13 protein-coding genes are annotated in these 14,624 nt (G+C 66.6%); all 13 read right to left on the reverse strand.

Annotation, left to right across the window (positions count from 1 at the left end):
• Positions 1 to 13: 13 nt before the first annotated feature.
• Positions 14 to 1,546, reverse strand: coding sequence for an AarF/ABC1/UbiB kinase family protein (locus RN01_RS05330; RefSeq protein WP_029309009.1), 1,533 nt, complete (start codon positions 1,544 to 1,546; stop codon positions 14 to 16).
• A 92-nt stretch (positions 1,547 to 1,638) separates the two neighbouring features.
• Positions 1,639 to 2,652, reverse strand: coding sequence for a hydroxyacid dehydrogenase (locus tag RN01_RS05335; RefSeq protein WP_008648179.1), 1,014 nt, complete (start codon positions 2,650 to 2,652; stop codon positions 1,639 to 1,641).
• The gene (locus RN01_RS05340) at positions 2,649 to 3,296 is read right to left on the reverse strand and encodes a class I SAM-dependent methyltransferase (protein WP_008648177.1); all 648 of its coding nucleotides are present in this window, start codon (positions 3,294 to 3,296) and stop codon (positions 2,649 to 2,651) included. The genes RN01_RS05335 and RN01_RS05340 overlap by 4 nt, the downstream gene beginning before the upstream one ends.
• A complete protein-coding gene (locus tag RN01_RS05345; protein ID WP_008648170.1) occupies positions 3,293 to 3,937 on the reverse strand; it encodes a DUF6629 family protein in 645 nt (214 codons plus the stop codon). The genes RN01_RS05340 and RN01_RS05345 overlap by 4 nt, the downstream gene beginning before the upstream one ends.
• A gap of 127 nt (positions 3,938 to 4,064) precedes the next feature.
• Positions 4,065 to 4,964 carry a ribose-phosphate pyrophosphokinase gene (locus tag RN01_RS05350; protein ID WP_008648167.1) on the reverse strand — a complete coding sequence of 300 codons (900 nt, stop codon included), beginning with the start codon at positions 4,962 to 4,964 and terminating at the stop codon, positions 4,065 to 4,067.
• The gene (locus tag RN01_RS05355) at positions 4,961 to 6,502 is read right to left on the reverse strand and encodes a thymidine phosphorylase family protein (RefSeq protein ID WP_029309010.1); all 1,542 of its coding nucleotides are present in this window, start codon (positions 6,500 to 6,502) and stop codon (positions 4,961 to 4,963) included. The genes RN01_RS05350 and RN01_RS05355 overlap by 4 nt, the downstream gene beginning before the upstream one ends.
• Positions 6,499 to 7,857, reverse strand: coding sequence for an MBL fold metallo-hydrolase (locus tag RN01_RS05360; RefSeq protein ID WP_008646326.1), 1,359 nt, complete (start codon positions 7,855 to 7,857; stop codon positions 6,499 to 6,501). Before RN01_RS05360 ends, RN01_RS05355 begins: the two co-directional genes overlap by 4 nt.
• Positions 7,858 to 7,883: 26 nt before the next feature.
• A complete protein-coding gene (locus RN01_RS05365) occupies positions 7,884 to 8,381 on the reverse strand; it encodes a TPM domain-containing protein (protein WP_029309011.1) in 498 nt (165 codons plus the stop codon).
• A 1-nt stretch (position 8,382) separates the two neighbouring features.
• The gene (locus RN01_RS05370) at positions 8,383 to 9,291 is read right to left on the reverse strand and encodes a YgcG family protein (RefSeq protein ID WP_008646324.1); all 909 of its coding nucleotides are present in this window, start codon (positions 9,289 to 9,291) and stop codon (positions 8,383 to 8,385) included.
• A gap of 1 nt (position 9,292) precedes the next feature.
• Positions 9,293 to 9,904, reverse strand: coding sequence for a LemA family protein (locus RN01_RS05375; protein ID WP_008646323.1), 612 nt, complete (start codon positions 9,902 to 9,904; stop codon positions 9,293 to 9,295).
• The gene (locus tag RN01_RS05380) at positions 9,901 to 11,229 is read right to left on the reverse strand and encodes an MFS transporter (protein WP_035833456.1); all 1,329 of its coding nucleotides are present in this window, start codon (positions 11,227 to 11,229) and stop codon (positions 9,901 to 9,903) included. The genes RN01_RS05375 and RN01_RS05380 overlap by 4 nt, the downstream gene beginning before the upstream one ends.
• 19 nt (positions 11,230 to 11,248) lie before the next feature.
• A complete protein-coding gene (locus RN01_RS05385; protein ID WP_029309012.1) occupies positions 11,249 to 13,705 on the reverse strand; it encodes a cation-translocating P-type ATPase in 2,457 nt (818 codons plus the stop codon).
• Between the two features lie 33 nt (positions 13,706 to 13,738).
• Positions 13,739 to 14,602, reverse strand: a complete 864-nt coding sequence (ppk2, locus tag RN01_RS05390) for a polyphosphate kinase 2 (RefSeq protein WP_008646319.1) — start codon at positions 14,600 to 14,602, stop codon at positions 13,739 to 13,741.
• Positions 14,603 to 14,624 lie beyond the last annotated feature (22 nt).

Below are 14,624 nucleotides of genomic sequence, written 5' to 3' on the forward strand. Positions count from 1 at the left end.
ATGAAGGGACGCGTCAGCCGCAGCTGCGCGCAATGGAAAACGTGAACCGGATCGCCAGCGCATAGCCCAGCAGCGCGAGCACCGGCATGTCGCCCCAGCGCGGGCCTACGCCGTGCTGCATCAGCAAGCTCGACGCGATGTATAGGCCCAGTGTCACAAGCGCAAGCGCGATGCGGCGGCCGAGGCGGTCGAGGCCGCTCAGCATCTTGGCGTCGGGCTTGATCGACAGTTGCAGCAGCTCGCGCTGTCGCAAGACACTGTGCAAGCGCCGCGCCAGCAGCGTGGGCAGGACGCTGGCCGCGCTCCCCAGCTCGTAGGGCAGACGCTGCGACGCAGCAGATTTGCGCTCATCGAAGATGCCGGTCGCGGTGTGGCGCGAGATCGCCTCGATGATGGAGAAGTCCGGTGCCAGCAGGCGCACCGTCCCTTCGAGCAGCAGCAGGGTGCGGGTGAGCACCAGCAGATCTCTGGGAAGTCGGACATCCTGGGTTCGGCCGGCCGCCACGAGCTGCGAGAGCGCATCGGAGAGCGACCAGTCCTTCAGCGGACGCTCGGCGCAGTCCGCGACCAGGGTGCGCACAACGGGCACGAACACGGCCCGATCCGTGCCCTCGCCGACCAGACCCAGATCCAGCCAGGCGTCGACCACCCAGTCGGCATCCTGCTCGACGAAGGCCAGCGCGAAAGCCACCAGCGCGCGCCGCATGCTGCGGGTGACGCGGCCCACGATGCCGAAATCGTGGAGACAGATGCGGCCGTCGTCCATCACGAAGACGTTGCCGGGGTGTGGATCGCCGTGGAAGAAGCCATCGCGGAAGACCTGCGCGACGTAGCTGTCCACGAGCTTGCCCGCAGCGGCCACGGCCATGGCGGTAGGCAGGCCGTGCAGGTCGGCTCCGTGGCTGAACTGCTGGACCATGACGGTCGACGTGCACAGCCCGTTCACCACGTCGGGGATCACGATGTCGGGAGAGCCCCGCCACGCGTCAGCGAACCGTCGCACGGAACCCGCCTCCCGGGACAAGTCCATTTCGTAGCGAAAGTTGGCCGCTACCTCATCCACGATGGCCGCCAGACCCCAGCGCCGCAGCGAGGGAACGAACCACTGTATGACCAGAACAAGCCGGCGCAGGATTCGCATGTCGGTCTCGGCTTGCTCGGCTGCTCCAGGACGGCGGATCTTCACCACGACCTCCGTCCCGTCGAGCAGCGCTGCGCGATGGATCTGTGCGATCGACGCTGCGGCCAGCGCCTCCATGTCAAAGTGCGCGAAGACCTGCTGCCAGGGGCGGCCCAGCGCCGACTCAACCTCCTGGACGGCCTGTTCCGAAGGAAACGGCGCCACATGCGCCTGCAGGCTGGCCAGGGCCTGCTGCGCATCGGATGGCAGAATGTCCGCCCGCAGGCTGAGGTGCTGGCCCAGCTTCACGAAGGTCGTCCCCAATCGCTGCAGCACTTCGGCGAAGCGGTCGGCCGCCCGGTGCGTGTCACAGCGCATGAGTCCCCGATGCCAGGCCACCCACAGCAGGAAGCCGGTCAGCGCCAGCGCGATCTGCACCACCCGGCGCAGGGCCGAGCGTTGCAGTGGACGGCCCGGCGGGCTGGCGGCAGGAAAGGGGTGGTCAGGGCGCATGACGGTCAGTCCACCCGGTTGCGCGGCTGGCCGGAATGCCAGGCTGCAATGTTCGCAACGGTCTCGTCGAGGATGCGCGTGATCGCCTCCCTGGTGTTGAAACCGATGTGGGGCGTCAAGAGCACGTGCGGATGGGCTAGCAGTGGGCCGGATGCCGTCCAGCCGGTATCGCAACCGAGCCCGCCGCAGCCCGTGGGCACTTCGGGAGACAGCGCACCTTCCTGCTCCAGCACGTCCAGTCCGGCAGCCACGACGATGCCCTCGTCCAGCGCGCGCAGCAATGCAGCCTCGTCGATGAGCGCTCCCCGTGCCGTGTTGATCAGCACCACGCCCGGCTTCATGCGCGCGAAGGCCTGAGCGTCGAGCAGGTGGTGGGTACCCTCGGTGGCCGGAACATGGAGGCTCAGGATGTCGCTGCTTTGCAGAAGCTGCTCCCATGTCACGAGCAAGACGCCGTCGGGGTGCTCTGCCGACGCGGCGAAGGCGGGGTCGTAGGCGAGAACGTCCATGCCGAACCCAAGGGCGATGCGCGCCGCGTGGCGCCCGATACGGCCCAGGCCGACGATGCCCAGCGTCTTGCCTTCCAGCTCGAAGCCGGTGAGCCCGCGGTAGGCGAACGAGCCCTGGCGCGCCCGCTCGTGTGCCTGCGTCAGGTGGCGGGTCACGCCGAGCAGCAGGGCAAAGACATGTTCGGCGACACTGGCAGACCCGTAGTCTGGCACGTGGCAGACGGCAATGCCGCGTCGGCGGCATGCGTCCAGGTCGATGTGGTCGATCCCCGCGGAGCGCGTCGCGACGAGGCGCAAGCGCGGCAGCAGGCGGAGCAGCGATTCGTCCACCCGCGTGCGCACGAACACGCACAGGACCTCGATAGCCTCATGCTCGGTGTCGGAGCCCGCAAGGTGTTCGCTCTCGACGAAGTGCGCGCGCCAGCGGGTCGGCAGCCGTTGCTGCAGCGCTGCCTGGTCCGCTGGCGCGATGTCGGAGAACAGGACAGCGAGACGGTGGTCCTCGGTCATGGCGCATCCTTGCAAGGACAGGATGCCGAAGACAGTGACGAAGCGCCGTGCCTCAGCAACCTGCGTAAATCCTGCTCGCCTGAGAACCGATGGCAAGTGACCGGCGACCGCGTCACGGGTGGTCTCGAAGCCTTCGAGCAATTGAGCCGCGAAGAACGCGGTGTGGCTGATTGGTCCGCGCGAGCGACCCCAGTGCGCGACGTACAGTTGGCCGCCGACGCGCGGCACGCGATCTGCCGCGCCGTCGTCGGTTTGTCCGCGGGCGCCAAGTGATGGAAGAAGAGGCTCGACAGAACCCTATCGAACGAACCATCGCGGTAAGGCAGGTCCGTCGATGAGCCTTGGTCGAACCAGAGCGGTGCCGTCGCCCCCGCCGCCTTCCGGCGGGCGAGCGCCAGGATGGCGGGATCGGCATCCAACCCCGTGACACGGGCCTGCGGGCACGCGGAGGACGCAAGCAGGACGAGCGTTCCCGTTCCGCAACCGATGTCCAGTACGTCGTGGCCAGGCTGGATCGCCACCTGCGCCACGAGGGCCGGCTTGAACGCTTGCTCGCGCGTGCTCAGCGCCACCACCCCATCATACAGGGGGGGGAGCACGTGGTAGGCGAGTGCGGGCTTGAAGCCGGCCGAACGATCCGTCATGGCACGGCGAGCCTCGCTTGAGGTTCACGGACCTGCCACAGCACGATGATGCTGAGGACGGCTGCGAAGAAGCACCACACCGAGATGAACCAGGTCGCATAGAAGACGTAGGCTGCAACCGCAGAAACGAAGGCGGCAATCCCGAAAGCCGCCACGCGCCGGTGGCTGGAGACCATCAGACTTGCGCAGGTGCCGATCAGGTACAAGGCCATCGTGGTCAGAACGTAGAAGTGTGGGGAGTCGTAGAAGATGTGCTGACCGACCACTCGTGCGGTGATGGGGAGTCGCGCCAGCATCACTAAAAGGTACACCCCGGCCAGGGCGCCCGCGAGTGCAATGCCCGCGAGGACCCGGCGGCGCCACGGTACGGTCTCCAGCGCCAGAGCCGCCAGCGGCACATAGATCGGCCACAGGACGTGCGAGAAGAACGAGTAGAGATGCGTCAGCCCCACATTCAGCAGAGGCGCGCGGTCGGGGAACGTCAGCCACAGCATGCCTTCGAGCAGCTGCTGAATCCCGAAGAGCAGCGGGATGGCGGCGTAAGGCAGCTCGCGCCGCGCGCGGGCCCGGCGCACGGTGACGGTCCCTATACCCAGCAGTCCCGCGGCAGCCGTGAAACTGGCTAGTGCAGAAAAGCACATCGCTGTCATCTCCTCTCGAATGTGGGTGCCAGGGCGTTCATGGCTGCGGCCGGCCTGTCGGGTCCTAGTAAAGATGTTCCCGGTGCGGCTCGACGCTTTGAACCCGGACCGAGCGCTTGGGTGCCGCTCATGTCGCACTGGCCTCGACCAAGTCCTGGACCGCGGCAGCCAGCGGTGCCACCACGCTGATGCCGTTGGAGGCATGGGGAACGGTGTCGCAGGTCAGCACCCGCTGAGGGCCTGCTGCGAGGAGCGCCTCATAGGCGTCGGCGGCAAAGAGCGCATGCACACCGATGCACACCGGGGGCGGCAATCCGACGCGGCGCACGCTGGCGATGGCCTGGATCATCGTGCGTGCGCTGGACACGATGTCGTCGATGAGCACGGGCTGGCGACCGGCCAGGGCCGAAGTGCTGGGCAGGCTGACCTCCACGTCCTTGTCGCCCCGGCGAATCTTCTGCAGCACGGTGAACGGTGCACCGGCCCCCCGTGCGACTTCCTGGACCCATTGTTCGCTTTCCGCGTCGGGGCCGATCAGCACCGGCTTGTCCACGTTCGCCGCGACCCAGGCGGCGATGGCGGGCGCGGACTGCACGACGCGCGTGGGCACCCGGTAGATCTCGCCAAGCGAGTGGTAGCGGTGCAGATGGGGGTCGACGGTGACGACGCCATCGAACACCGTCGACACCAGCGCGGCAAACGTGCGAGACGTGATGGCTTCGCCCGTGTTGAAGCGCCGGTCCTGGCGCAGGTACGCCAGGTAGGGTGCCGCCAACAGTACACGCGTGGCACCGAGGTCGCGCGCGGCGTCCGCCGCGAACAGCAGGGGCAGTGCCTTGACGTCGGGCTGTGCCAGGCTGGCCACGATCACGACGGTGCGGCCCGTCACGTCGGCGTCCAGCCGCACCAGCGACTCGCCGTCCGGAAACCGGTGCAGCTGCAGCGCGGCCCGTTCCGCGCGCAACGCTCGGACCAGGCCTTCAGCGAAGGCTTCGTCACCTGGCAGGTGAAAAACGAGTGGTTTCATGTGTTTTCCGAAATCTGGAAGATCGCTGGGCGCGACCGGACAAACTCCAGTGCATAGGCCAGTTCGCCCGGCGCCTGGGCATGCAGCGTGAACAGCGGCTGTCCGGCTTCGACGCGATCGCCCAGACGCGCGTGCACATCGATGCCGGCGGCCGGGGCGGTCGGCGCACCGGCAAGCTTGGCCGCACGCGCAAGCAGGCGGTTGTCGATGTGGGTGACGCGGCCGGTGGCCGGCGATTCGACGGTGTGCCGATGCGCCGCCGTCGGGAGGCTGCGCAGGCCGCCCTGCTCGGCGCAGATCGCTTGGAACTTGGCCCAGGCCCGCCCGCCGGCCAGCACCTCGGTGGCGAGCTTCAGGCCGCCGCCAGCCGGCGCCGCGCCGCCGATTTCGAGGATGTCAGCCGCCAGCCGCAGCGCGCGCTCCCTCAGATCGGCCGGGGCCTCAGGTGTCCCCTGCAGGACGGCCAGCACGTCGCGTGCTTCCAGTGCGGGGCCGATCCCGCGGCCGACCGGCTGCTCGCCGTCGGTGATGCGCAACGACACCTGCAGCCCGATGGCGCTACCCACCTCCTGCAGGCGCCGGCCGAGCGACGCCGCGGCGTGTGTGCTGCGCACTTTCGCGGTCGCGCCCACCGGCAGGTCGATCAGCACATGGGTCGAGCCGGCAGCGGCCTTCTTGGACAGGACCGAGGCCACGAGCTGCCCTTCGCTGTCGAGATCGAGCGGCCGCTCGACGCGGATGAGGATGTCGTCGGCGGGGCTGAGCCGCACCGAGCCGCCCCACACGATGCAGCCGCCCGTGCGCTCGACCACGCGCCGCATGCTCGGCACATCCAGGTTGACGGGCGCCAGCACCTCCATCGTGTCGGCTGTCCCGGCCGGTGAAGTGATGGCGCGCGAGGAGGTCTTGGGCATCGTGAGGCCGCAGGCGGCCACGATGGGCACCACGAGCAGGGTCGTGCGATTTCCAGGCAGGCCGCCAACGCAGTGCTTGTCCACCACCAGCGGACGGCCCCAATCGATGCGGTCGCCGACAGCGATCATGGCTTTTGTGAGCGAGACCGTCTCCGCCAAGTCCAGGCGATCGCCGGCGCAGGCGGTGATGAACGTAGCGAGGTGCAGGTCCGAGTAGCAGCCCGCCGCGACGTCAGAGATGATCGCGCCGAACTCGGTGTCGCTGAGGGAGTTGCCATAGACCTTGGCCCGGACATGGCTGAGCGAATCCAGCGGTGGCGCATGGGTGACCGCGACCGGCTGGCCCGGCTCCGCACCCAGCGATGCCCACGCCGACTCGGACAGACCGGCGACGTTCTCGGCCAGCCACTCACCGTCGACGACACTGAGCGTCGCCACGATGCTTCGGCGGCCGGCCGTCAGTTGCACTCGTGCCTGGGTCGTGAAACCTTCAGATCGACAGATCGGACAATCACGCCGCATGTAGACCACCGGCTCCTGGTAGGTGTCGATGCCCGTGCGCCACGCCTGTAGCGTGTCCCCGGCCTCCTTTGCGCGGCCAGCTTCGTGCAGTTGCGCTGTCATGCAAGCTCCACGGTCTGCAGGTAGTCGGGCACCGAGACCGCCCAGCCGAGTTCATGGTCAATACGCGAGCGCAGCGCATCGGCCGCCTCGGGCTCGCCGTGCGTCACGAACGTGCGGCGCGGCGTCTGCGTGAAGCCGCGCAGCCACGCGATGATCTCGTCGGCATCGGCGTGGGCGGAGAGGTTGTCGATTGAGGCCACCTCGGCGCGGATCGGCACGTCTTCGCCATGGATGCGAACGGTGGACGCACCGTGCAGGATCGCCGCTCCGCGGGTTCCACCCGCCTGGTAGCCGGCGAACAGGATCGTGTTGCGCCGATCGGGCGCGAACGACTTCAGGTGGTGAACCACGCGGCCACCCGTGGCCATGCCGCTGGCGGAAATGATCACCATCGGCCCGCGGCTGGCACTGAGCGCCTTGGACTCCTCGACCTTGTTGACGATTCTCGCGGCGTGGCACATGCCCTCGCACTCCTCGGGCGAGAGGCGATGCTCATCACGGTGGGTGTGGTACAGCCGCGTGGCATCGATGGCCATCGGGCTGTCCAGGTATACCGGCAGGTGCTGGATGCGGCCCTGCTTCTTGAGCTGGTAGATGCCATACATCAGGCTCTGGGCGCGGCCGACCGCAAACGCGGGGATGACCACGACGCCGCTGCGGGCGGCGGTCTGATTGATCACGGTCTCCAGTTTTTCCAGCGCGTCAGTCTCTTCATGCTTGCGGTTGCCGTAGGTGGACTCCACCAGCAGGTAGTCCGCGCCCGGGACCTGCACCGGCGGGCGCAGCACCGGGTCATTCGGGCGGCCGATGTCGCCGGAGAAGAGCACCGACCGCTGCCCGTCGCTGAGGTGCACGAAGGCGGAGCCCAGCATGTGCCCCGAAGGCTCCAGCCGGGCGGTGAGTCCGGGCAGGGCCTCGAAGGCCTCGGCGAACGGACGTGGAGCGAAAAGCTTCAAGCAGCGCTCGGCATCCTCCCGCGTGTACAGCGGCAGTGCGGGCTTGTGCTTGGAGAAGCCGTGGCGGTTGGCGAACTTCGCCTCTTCTTCCTGCAAATGGCCACTGTCGGTCAGCAGGATCTTGCACAGCTCATGCGTCGCGGACGTGCAATAGACCCGCCCGCGAAAACCCTGCCGCGCCAGCAGCGGCAGGTAGCCGCTGTGGTCGATGTGGGCATGGGTGAGCACGACTGCGTCGATCGACTTGGGCGCCACCGGCAGCGGCTCCCAATTGCGCAGCCGCAGCTGCTTGAAGCCTTGGAACAGGCCGCAGTCCACCAAGATGGTCGCATCGCCATGGCGCAGGAGGTATTTCGAACCGGTCACGGTGCCCGTGGCACCCAGAAACTGAAGTTGCATGGAAGGTATCCAAGGATGTTGTCGTTCTAAAGAAGGACCGGCCGATCAGGCAACTCGTTGCCGTGGCCCGCGTCCCGCGGAAAGTGCTGCATCAACAGGTGGCTGACGGCGGCGATGCCTTCCATGGCGCCGGCCTCGAAGCGTCCCTGCGCAAACTGGGCTTCCATGCGCTGACACACGCCCGACCACATGTCGGCACCGCAACAGGCATGGATGCCGCGATCGGCCACGATCTCCACCGCCCGGTCGGCCAGCAGCACGTAGATCAGCACCCCGCTGTTGTGCGCCGTGTCCCATACGCCCATGCGAGCGAACAGGTCCAGCGCTCGCTCGCGCGCCGATTGGCCTCGCCACAGCGGCGATCCGTCCAGCGCGCCCTCAACCACGAAGCGCAACTGGCCGCCGTGCTGGGATTCGCCCGTTCGGATAGCCTGCTCGATCGTGTTCAGAGCGCGCGTCGGGAAGGCGCGGCGTACCGCACGGTCCGTGGTGGCGAGGTGGCTAAGAAGTCGTTGAATGTTCATCTCACCACCGTCCCGAAGCGCCACCGCCACCAAAGCCGCCGCCACCGCCGCGGAATCCGCCGCCGCCGAATCCAGCGCCAGGCCATCCACCACCCCGATGGTGCCCGTGCATGCCGCCGTGGCCGCCCATGCCGATGCCCAGCAGCGTGACAAAGAATCCAGCCAGTCCCGCCATTGTGGCCACTGCGAGGGTGCCCACCACCAGCCACGCCGCGGCACCCAGCACGCCTGCCGTGACCACGGCGCCAGGGACACGGCCGAGGGCGTTGCGCAGTAATCCGCCCAGCATCAGGGCCACGATGAATAGGAAAGGCCAGGCCTGGCCAATGTCGTTGGTCCGGCTTTGCCGCCTCGGGTCCGCCGCAGGCAGGGCCTCGCCGTCGACGATGCGCATGATCTGTTCGACACCTGCCGCGATCCCACCGTCGAAATCGCCCTGACGAAAGCGCGGCGTGATCACTTCGTCGATGATGCGCCGCGCCACCACGTCGCTCAGCGCACCCTCGATGCCGTAACCGACTTCGATGCGCACGGCGCGATCGTCCTTGATGACCAGCAGCAGTGCCCCATCGTCCACCTTGCGGCGGCCGAGCTTCCACTGTTCGACCACCCGCATGGCGTACTGCTCGACCGGTTCGGGCCGCGTCGAGCGGACCATCAGCACCGCGATCTGTACGTTCTCGCGTTCCTCGAAGGCACGAAGCTGCGCATCCAGCGCGGCGACCCGACCGGCGGCGAGCGTCCCCGTGAGGTCGGTGACACGCGCCTGCAGCGGCGGAACAGCGACCAGTTCCTGCGCGAACGCGACCGTCAGGAACAGGCTCAGCAACAGCCAGGCCAGGATGCGGGCCAGCCGCAGGTGGGCGGGGTGGGCGGCCGGGTACGGCGCCGCTGTTCTCGTCGCGCTCATGTCAGGGGCGCGACGCCGGTGCCGCGGCGCCGAAATCGACCTGTGGCGGCGTGGCCATCGCCTTCTCGTCGGCGACGGAGAAGTTCGGCTTGACGTCGTAGCTAAATACCCTGGCCGTGATGTTGGTCGGGAAGCTGCGCGTCAGGACGTTATAGTCCTGCACCGCCTTCACATAGCGCCCGCGTGCCACGGTGATGCGGTTCTCGGTGCCTTCGAGCTGGGCGCGCAGGTCCTGGAAGGCCTGGTTGGCTTTAAGCTGCGGGTAGTTCTCGCTCACCACCAGCAGCCTGCTCAGCGCGCCGGACAGCTCACCCTGCGCTGCCTGGAACTTCTGGAACGCTTCGGGGTTGTCGACGAGTTCCGGGGTGGCCTGGATCGAGGTAGCCTTGGCGCGCGCTTTGACGACCCGGGTCAGCGTCTCTTGCTCGAAGTTGGTCTCTCCCTTTACCGTCGCGACGATGTTCGGGATCAGGTCGGCGCGCCGCTGGTACTGGTTCAGGACCTCGGACCAGGCAGACTTGGTCTGTTCGTCCCGCCGCTGGAAGTCGTTGTAGCCGCATCCGCTCAGAGACAGGGCAAGCGCTGCGAGCAAGGCCGTCAGGAAAAGTCTCATGGTTTGGTCTCCGTGGAACTGGATGAAGTGGAACAAGGTGGAGCTGTCAGCAGGGCTGGGTTCGCTGGCCACCACTGCCGCGGAATCAGTAAAAAGGCGAGGGCGACCGCCAACGGGACGGACAGCCATGCGAAGCTGTTCTGCATGACGGTTCCGAACAGCCAGCCAGCGACGGCCGATCCCAGCGTCTGCCCGAAGCCTGCTGCGGCGGCGAGGCCACCCATCGCAGTCCCGAGCCGCCGACGTGTGGAACCCGCGGCGAGGTAGGCAATGGTGGGCAGCACGATGCCAGTGCCCGCGGCCGTGAGACTCACGCCGACGTACATCCAGGTCTCGCTGCCATGGCGGGCCAGCATCGCGAGTCCCGCGATGCCCAGGACCATGCCGGCAGCCAACACGCGGCGGGGATCAGCGCGCTCGAGCAGGCCGGTGAAGAACAGAACCGCGTTGACGCCCAACATCACCAGGCTGCATTCGGCGAACATCAACGACACCTCGCGCGACGAGAGATCGGGATGACGCTGGCCCTGCAGCACGATGCCGAGTTCAAAGCCGGCAAGCACGAACATGACCACGCCGTTGAGCAGCCAGAGCGTGATGGACCGGCGCTTGGACGCACTGTCGTCATCGCCTTCGTCCCCATCTTGAAGGGGCGACGGTGCAGGTAGCGTGGCAGCCAGACCCAGCATCATCAACACGCCCAGCACCGCCGAGAGTCCGATCACGAGGCTGGTCGCTGACCCTTGTACGAGGGCGGTGAAGAAACCCAGGCCGACAAGGCGATCGGCGGCGGCGTTCAGGCCGGGCCCGAACAGGAAGCCGAACAGCGACATCGCGCCCAACCATGCGAAGCGCTTGGCGCGTATCGCCTGCGGCGTGTACTGCGCGACGAGCGCCGGCACCACCGGCACGACGGCGGCGACAAAGAAGCCCGTGGCGCCGCGCAGCGCATAGATGCCGACCACGCCCACAGATTCTGGGCGCAGCAGCGGAAGCAGGCTCGCCACATAGCCGATCAGCCCGACCAGCAGCACGCGGGCGCGTCCCAGCCTATCCGCCAGCACGCCCCACAGTGGCGCCCCGACGAGGATTCCGGCCGTGTAGATGCCACTGAGGTAGCCGACATGACGCGCGAGCACTGCTGGATCGGCGTCGCCCATCAGAGGGCGCAGCCAGTCGGGAATCAAGGGCATCAACGCGCCATACCCGGCCGAGACGACGAACACGGCCGCCGCCAGCCAGCCCAACTGCACGACTCCCAGGTCGCGCTGAGGGGCCGGCGCGGCTTCGGGCGGCGGCGATTGCATCGGGTGGGTCTCGACCATCGTGGCTCGCGGCACAGGCTCACGCGACCGCTTGCACGTTCGCGTGAGACGTGACGCGCTTGATCCCCGGCAGGCGCGTTCGCTTGAGCATCAACGCATTGATGGCGACGATCGCGGAGCTGCCGGACATCGACAACGCGGCGACCTCGGGCGACAGCGTGAAGGGGTAAAGCACCCCAGCCGCAAGCGGGAAGGCGATCACATTGTAGCCCACGGCCCACCAGAGGTTCTGGTGCATCTTGCGCAGCGTCGCGCGGGAGAGTTCGATGGCCCCTACGACGTCGTAGGGGTCGCTCTTCATCAAAACCACCTGGGCGCTTTCCATCGCGACATCCGTTCCGGCGCCGATCGCAAAGCCCACGTCGGCCTGCGTCAGCGCCGGAGCATCGTTGATGCCGTCGCCGACCATGCCCACCTTGTGGCCCTGCTGTTGCAGTTCCTTGATCTTGGAGGCCTTCTGCCCAGGCAGCACGTCCGCAAGGACGATGTCGATGCCCAATTCCTTGCCGATGCGCTCGGCGGTCGCCTGGTTGTCGCCTGTCAGCATCGCGACCTTCACGCCCCGCGCCTGTAGCTTGGAGATCGTCTCCCGCGAGGTCGGTCGAACGGCGTCTGCGATCGCGATGATGCCGATCAGCCGGCCGCCGCGCGCGACATGGACCACGGTGCGCCCGCCGCCTTGCAGCCGCGTTGCCTCGCTGGAAAGGGCGGCCAGGTCCACCTGCTCCGACTGCATTAGCAACCGGTTGCCGAGCAGCACCGTCTCGCCCCCGATGGTGGCCCGTGCGCCTTGCCCATCGATGTTGGTGAAGTTCTCCGTGACTTCGGTCTGCATGTCGCCAGCACGTTTCAGCACTGCGAGTGCAAGGGGGTGCTCGGAGAACTTCTCCACGGCGGCAGCCGTCGTCAAAAGCCTGGTTTCATCGACACCGGGCGCGGCGACGATCTCGACGACCTCCGGCTGTCCAAGCGTCAAAGTGCCGGTCTTGTCGAACACCACCACTGTCAGCTTAGTGGCGTTCTCCAGCGCGGCCGCATTCTTGAAGAGAATGCCGTTCATCGCCCCCAGGCCGGTCCCGACCATGATCGCCATCGGCGTGGCCAGGCCCAGCGCATCGGGACATGCGATCACGAAGACAGTGATGGTCAACGTGAGTGCGAACAGCAGCGTCTGGCCCATTGCCCAGTACCAGACGCTGAAGGTCAACAGGCCAATCACGATCGCTGCCAGCACCAGCCACTGCGACGCCTGGTCGGCCAGCAGTTGGCCGGGGGCCTTCGAGTTCTGGGCTTCTTGGACCAGCTTGACGATCTGGGCCAATGCCGTGTCCGCACCGACTTTCGTGGCCTTATAGCGAAAACTCCCGCTCTTGTTAATGCTGGCGCCCACGACGGTGCTACCCACCACCTTCTTGACCGGCATCGACTCGCCCGTCAGCATCGACTCGTCGACCTGCGAAGCCCCTTCGACGATCTCGCCGTCGACCGGGATTTTGTCTCCAGGCTTGATCACCACCAGTTCACCGGCCACGACCTCGGCGGTCGGCACCTTGGTCTCGACGCCATTGCGCACGACGGTGGCCATCGGCGGCGCGAGGTCCATCAGTGCCCGAATCGCGTCGGAAGCGCCCGCGCGGGCGCGCATCTCCAACCAGTGGCCCAGGAGGATGAAGACCAGCAGAACCGCCGCCGCCTCGTAGAACACCTCGCTTTCGTAGAAGAAGGTCGCGCCGACGCTGAACAGGTATCCGACGCCCACCGACAGCACGACCAGTGTGGCCATGTTGGCAACACCGTTGCGCAAGGCCCGCCAAGCGGCGATGAGGAATGTCCAACCCGGATAGATGATCGCCGCGCTCGCGAAGATGAAAAGGAAAAGCTTATTGTTCAGCCCGAACGGCGTCTGGAAGTCGCCGAACATCTTCCCCATCGGCGAATAGAAGAACACCGGGACCGAGAAGATCAGCGACACGAAGAACCGATTGCGCATATCACGGGCCATGTCCTGCATCGACCCCGACCCGTGCCCCATGTCGTGCATCATATCGGCCATGGCGGGGTCGCCTGCGTGACCCTGGTGCCCGGCATGGGAGGTCGGCGAGGCGGCCGTCTTCGCAGTCGCTCCGGCTGCAGGGGCGTGCCCCAGATGCCCCTCATGCCCCGCGTGATCCTTCTGCTTCGCAGACACGGCATGATGGGCGTGCCCGTCATGGCTGCGGCCCGCCGTACTGCCCGTGGCGGGCTCGCACACATGCTTCGGTGTCAGTTCGCCGCCGCAGTGATACCCACACTCGGCGATCCGGTCACGCAGGTCCTCGACGCTGAGCTGCCCATCGTCGAAATGTACCGTTGCACTCCCCGCGACATAGTTGACATCGGTATGATGAACGCCTGGAAGTTGCAGCAGCTTGCGGCGTACTCCCTCCGCGCTCAGGCTCGAAACGAGCCCTCCGACCTCGACGTTGATTGATTTCATGGATGGTTCTTCCTGTTCGCTGTGTTCGTGTTGTCAACGTGCGAGTCGGCCCGAGTCCAGGCATTCCTCTGAGAACTCGAAGACGATCTCCCGATCGGGAGCGATGAGCTTGTTCTTCTTACCGGCGTAGTGAAGCCGGAAGAGGATGTCCTTGATCAGGTTGAGCCTGGCCAACCGCTTGTTGTCGGCGAGCACGACAGACCAGGGAGCTGCGGCGGTGTGCGTGCGCATGAACATCTCGTCGCGCGCCCGCGTGTAGTCATCCCAGTGCTTCAGTGCTACGGCATCCACCGGGCTTGACTTCCACTGCTTGAGCGGGTCGCGGCGGCGTTCATCGAGCCGGCGGCTCTGCTCCTTCTTGCCGATGTCGAGGTAATACTTCAGCAGCTTGATGCCGGAATTGACCAGCATCTCCTCGAACTTGGGCACGGAGTTCATGAACTCCTCATGCTGCTCGGCCGTGCAGAAACCCATTACCGGCTCCACGCCGGCGCGGTTGTACCAACTGCGGTTGAACACAACGAGTTCTTCGCCAACCGGCAGGTGCGGCACGTAGCGCTGGAAGTACCAACCGGTGCGGTCCCGGTCGGAGGGTTTGCCGAGCGCGACGACCCGGGTTTCCCGAGGACTCAGATGTTCGACAAGCCGCTTGATGCTGCCGTCCTTTCCCGCGCCGTCTCTTCCCTCCAGGAGGATGAGGATTCGGTCGCTGCACTTGATGAAATGACGCTGCAGCTTCACGAGTTCTATCTGCAGCATGTGCAGCAGCGCCTCATAGTCCTCGTGGCCGATCGAGCGTGCGGCTGGCTCGTCTCGCGGCGAGCCGTGTGCAATATCGCCGGCGTTCACGTGAGCCTTGCTTTTCGCGCCTCTCGCGCCCTTCTTGTTCTTTGTCATGGGGTTCTCCGTTAGGCCTTCT

Origin of the sequence: Cupriavidus sp. SHE, from assembly GCF_000812445.1 — a bacterium.
GTDB lineage: Bacteria > Pseudomonadota > Gammaproteobacteria > Burkholderiales > Burkholderiaceae > Cupriavidus > Cupriavidus metallidurans.

Excerpts from the sequence above, each read along its gene's own strand:
- RN01_RS05365 (WP_029309011.1), bottom strand. The coding sequence starts at position 8,381 with ATGAACATTCAACGACTTCTTAGCCACCTCGCCACCACGGACCGTGCG.
- RN01_RS05340 (WP_008648177.1), bottom strand. The coding sequence starts at position 3,296 with ATGACGGATCGTTCGGCCGGCTTCAAGCCCGCACTCGCCTACCACGTG.
- RN01_RS05355 (WP_029309010.1), bottom strand. The coding sequence starts at position 6,502 with ATGACAGCGCAACTGCACGAAGCTGGCCGCGCAAAGGAGGCCGGGGAC.
- RN01_RS05350 (WP_008648167.1), bottom strand. The coding sequence starts at position 4,964 with ATGAAACCACTCGTTTTTCACCTGCCAGGTGACGAAGCCTTCGCTGAA.
- ppk2 (WP_008646319.1), bottom strand. The coding sequence starts at position 14,602 with ATGACAAAGAACAAGAAGGGCGCGAGAGGCGCGAAAAGCAAGGCTCAC.
- RN01_RS05360 (WP_008646326.1), bottom strand. The coding sequence starts at position 7,857 with ATGCAACTTCAGTTTCTGGGTGCCACGGGCACCGTGACCGGTTCGAAA.
- RN01_RS05375 (WP_008646323.1), bottom strand. The coding sequence starts at position 9,904 with ATGAGACTTTTCCTGACGGCCTTGCTCGCAGCGCTTGCCCTGTCTCTG.
- RN01_RS05385 (WP_029309012.1), bottom strand. The coding sequence starts at position 13,705 with ATGAAATCAATCAACGTCGAGGTCGGAGGGCTCGTTTCGAGCCTGAGC.
- RN01_RS05345 (WP_008648170.1), bottom strand. The coding sequence starts at position 3,937 with ATGTGCTTTTCTGCACTAGCCAGTTTCACGGCTGCCGCGGGACTGCTG.
- RN01_RS05370 (WP_008646324.1), bottom strand. The coding sequence starts at position 9,291 with ATGAGCGCGACGAGAACAGCGGCGCCGTACCCGGCCGCCCACCCCGCC.
- RN01_RS05380 (WP_035833456.1), bottom strand. The coding sequence starts at position 11,229 with ATGGTCGAGACCCACCCGATGCAATCGCCGCCGCCCGAAGCCGCGCCG.
- RN01_RS05335 (WP_008648179.1), bottom strand. The coding sequence starts at position 2,652 with ATGACCGAGGACCACCGTCTCGCTGTCCTGTTCTCCGACATCGCGCCA.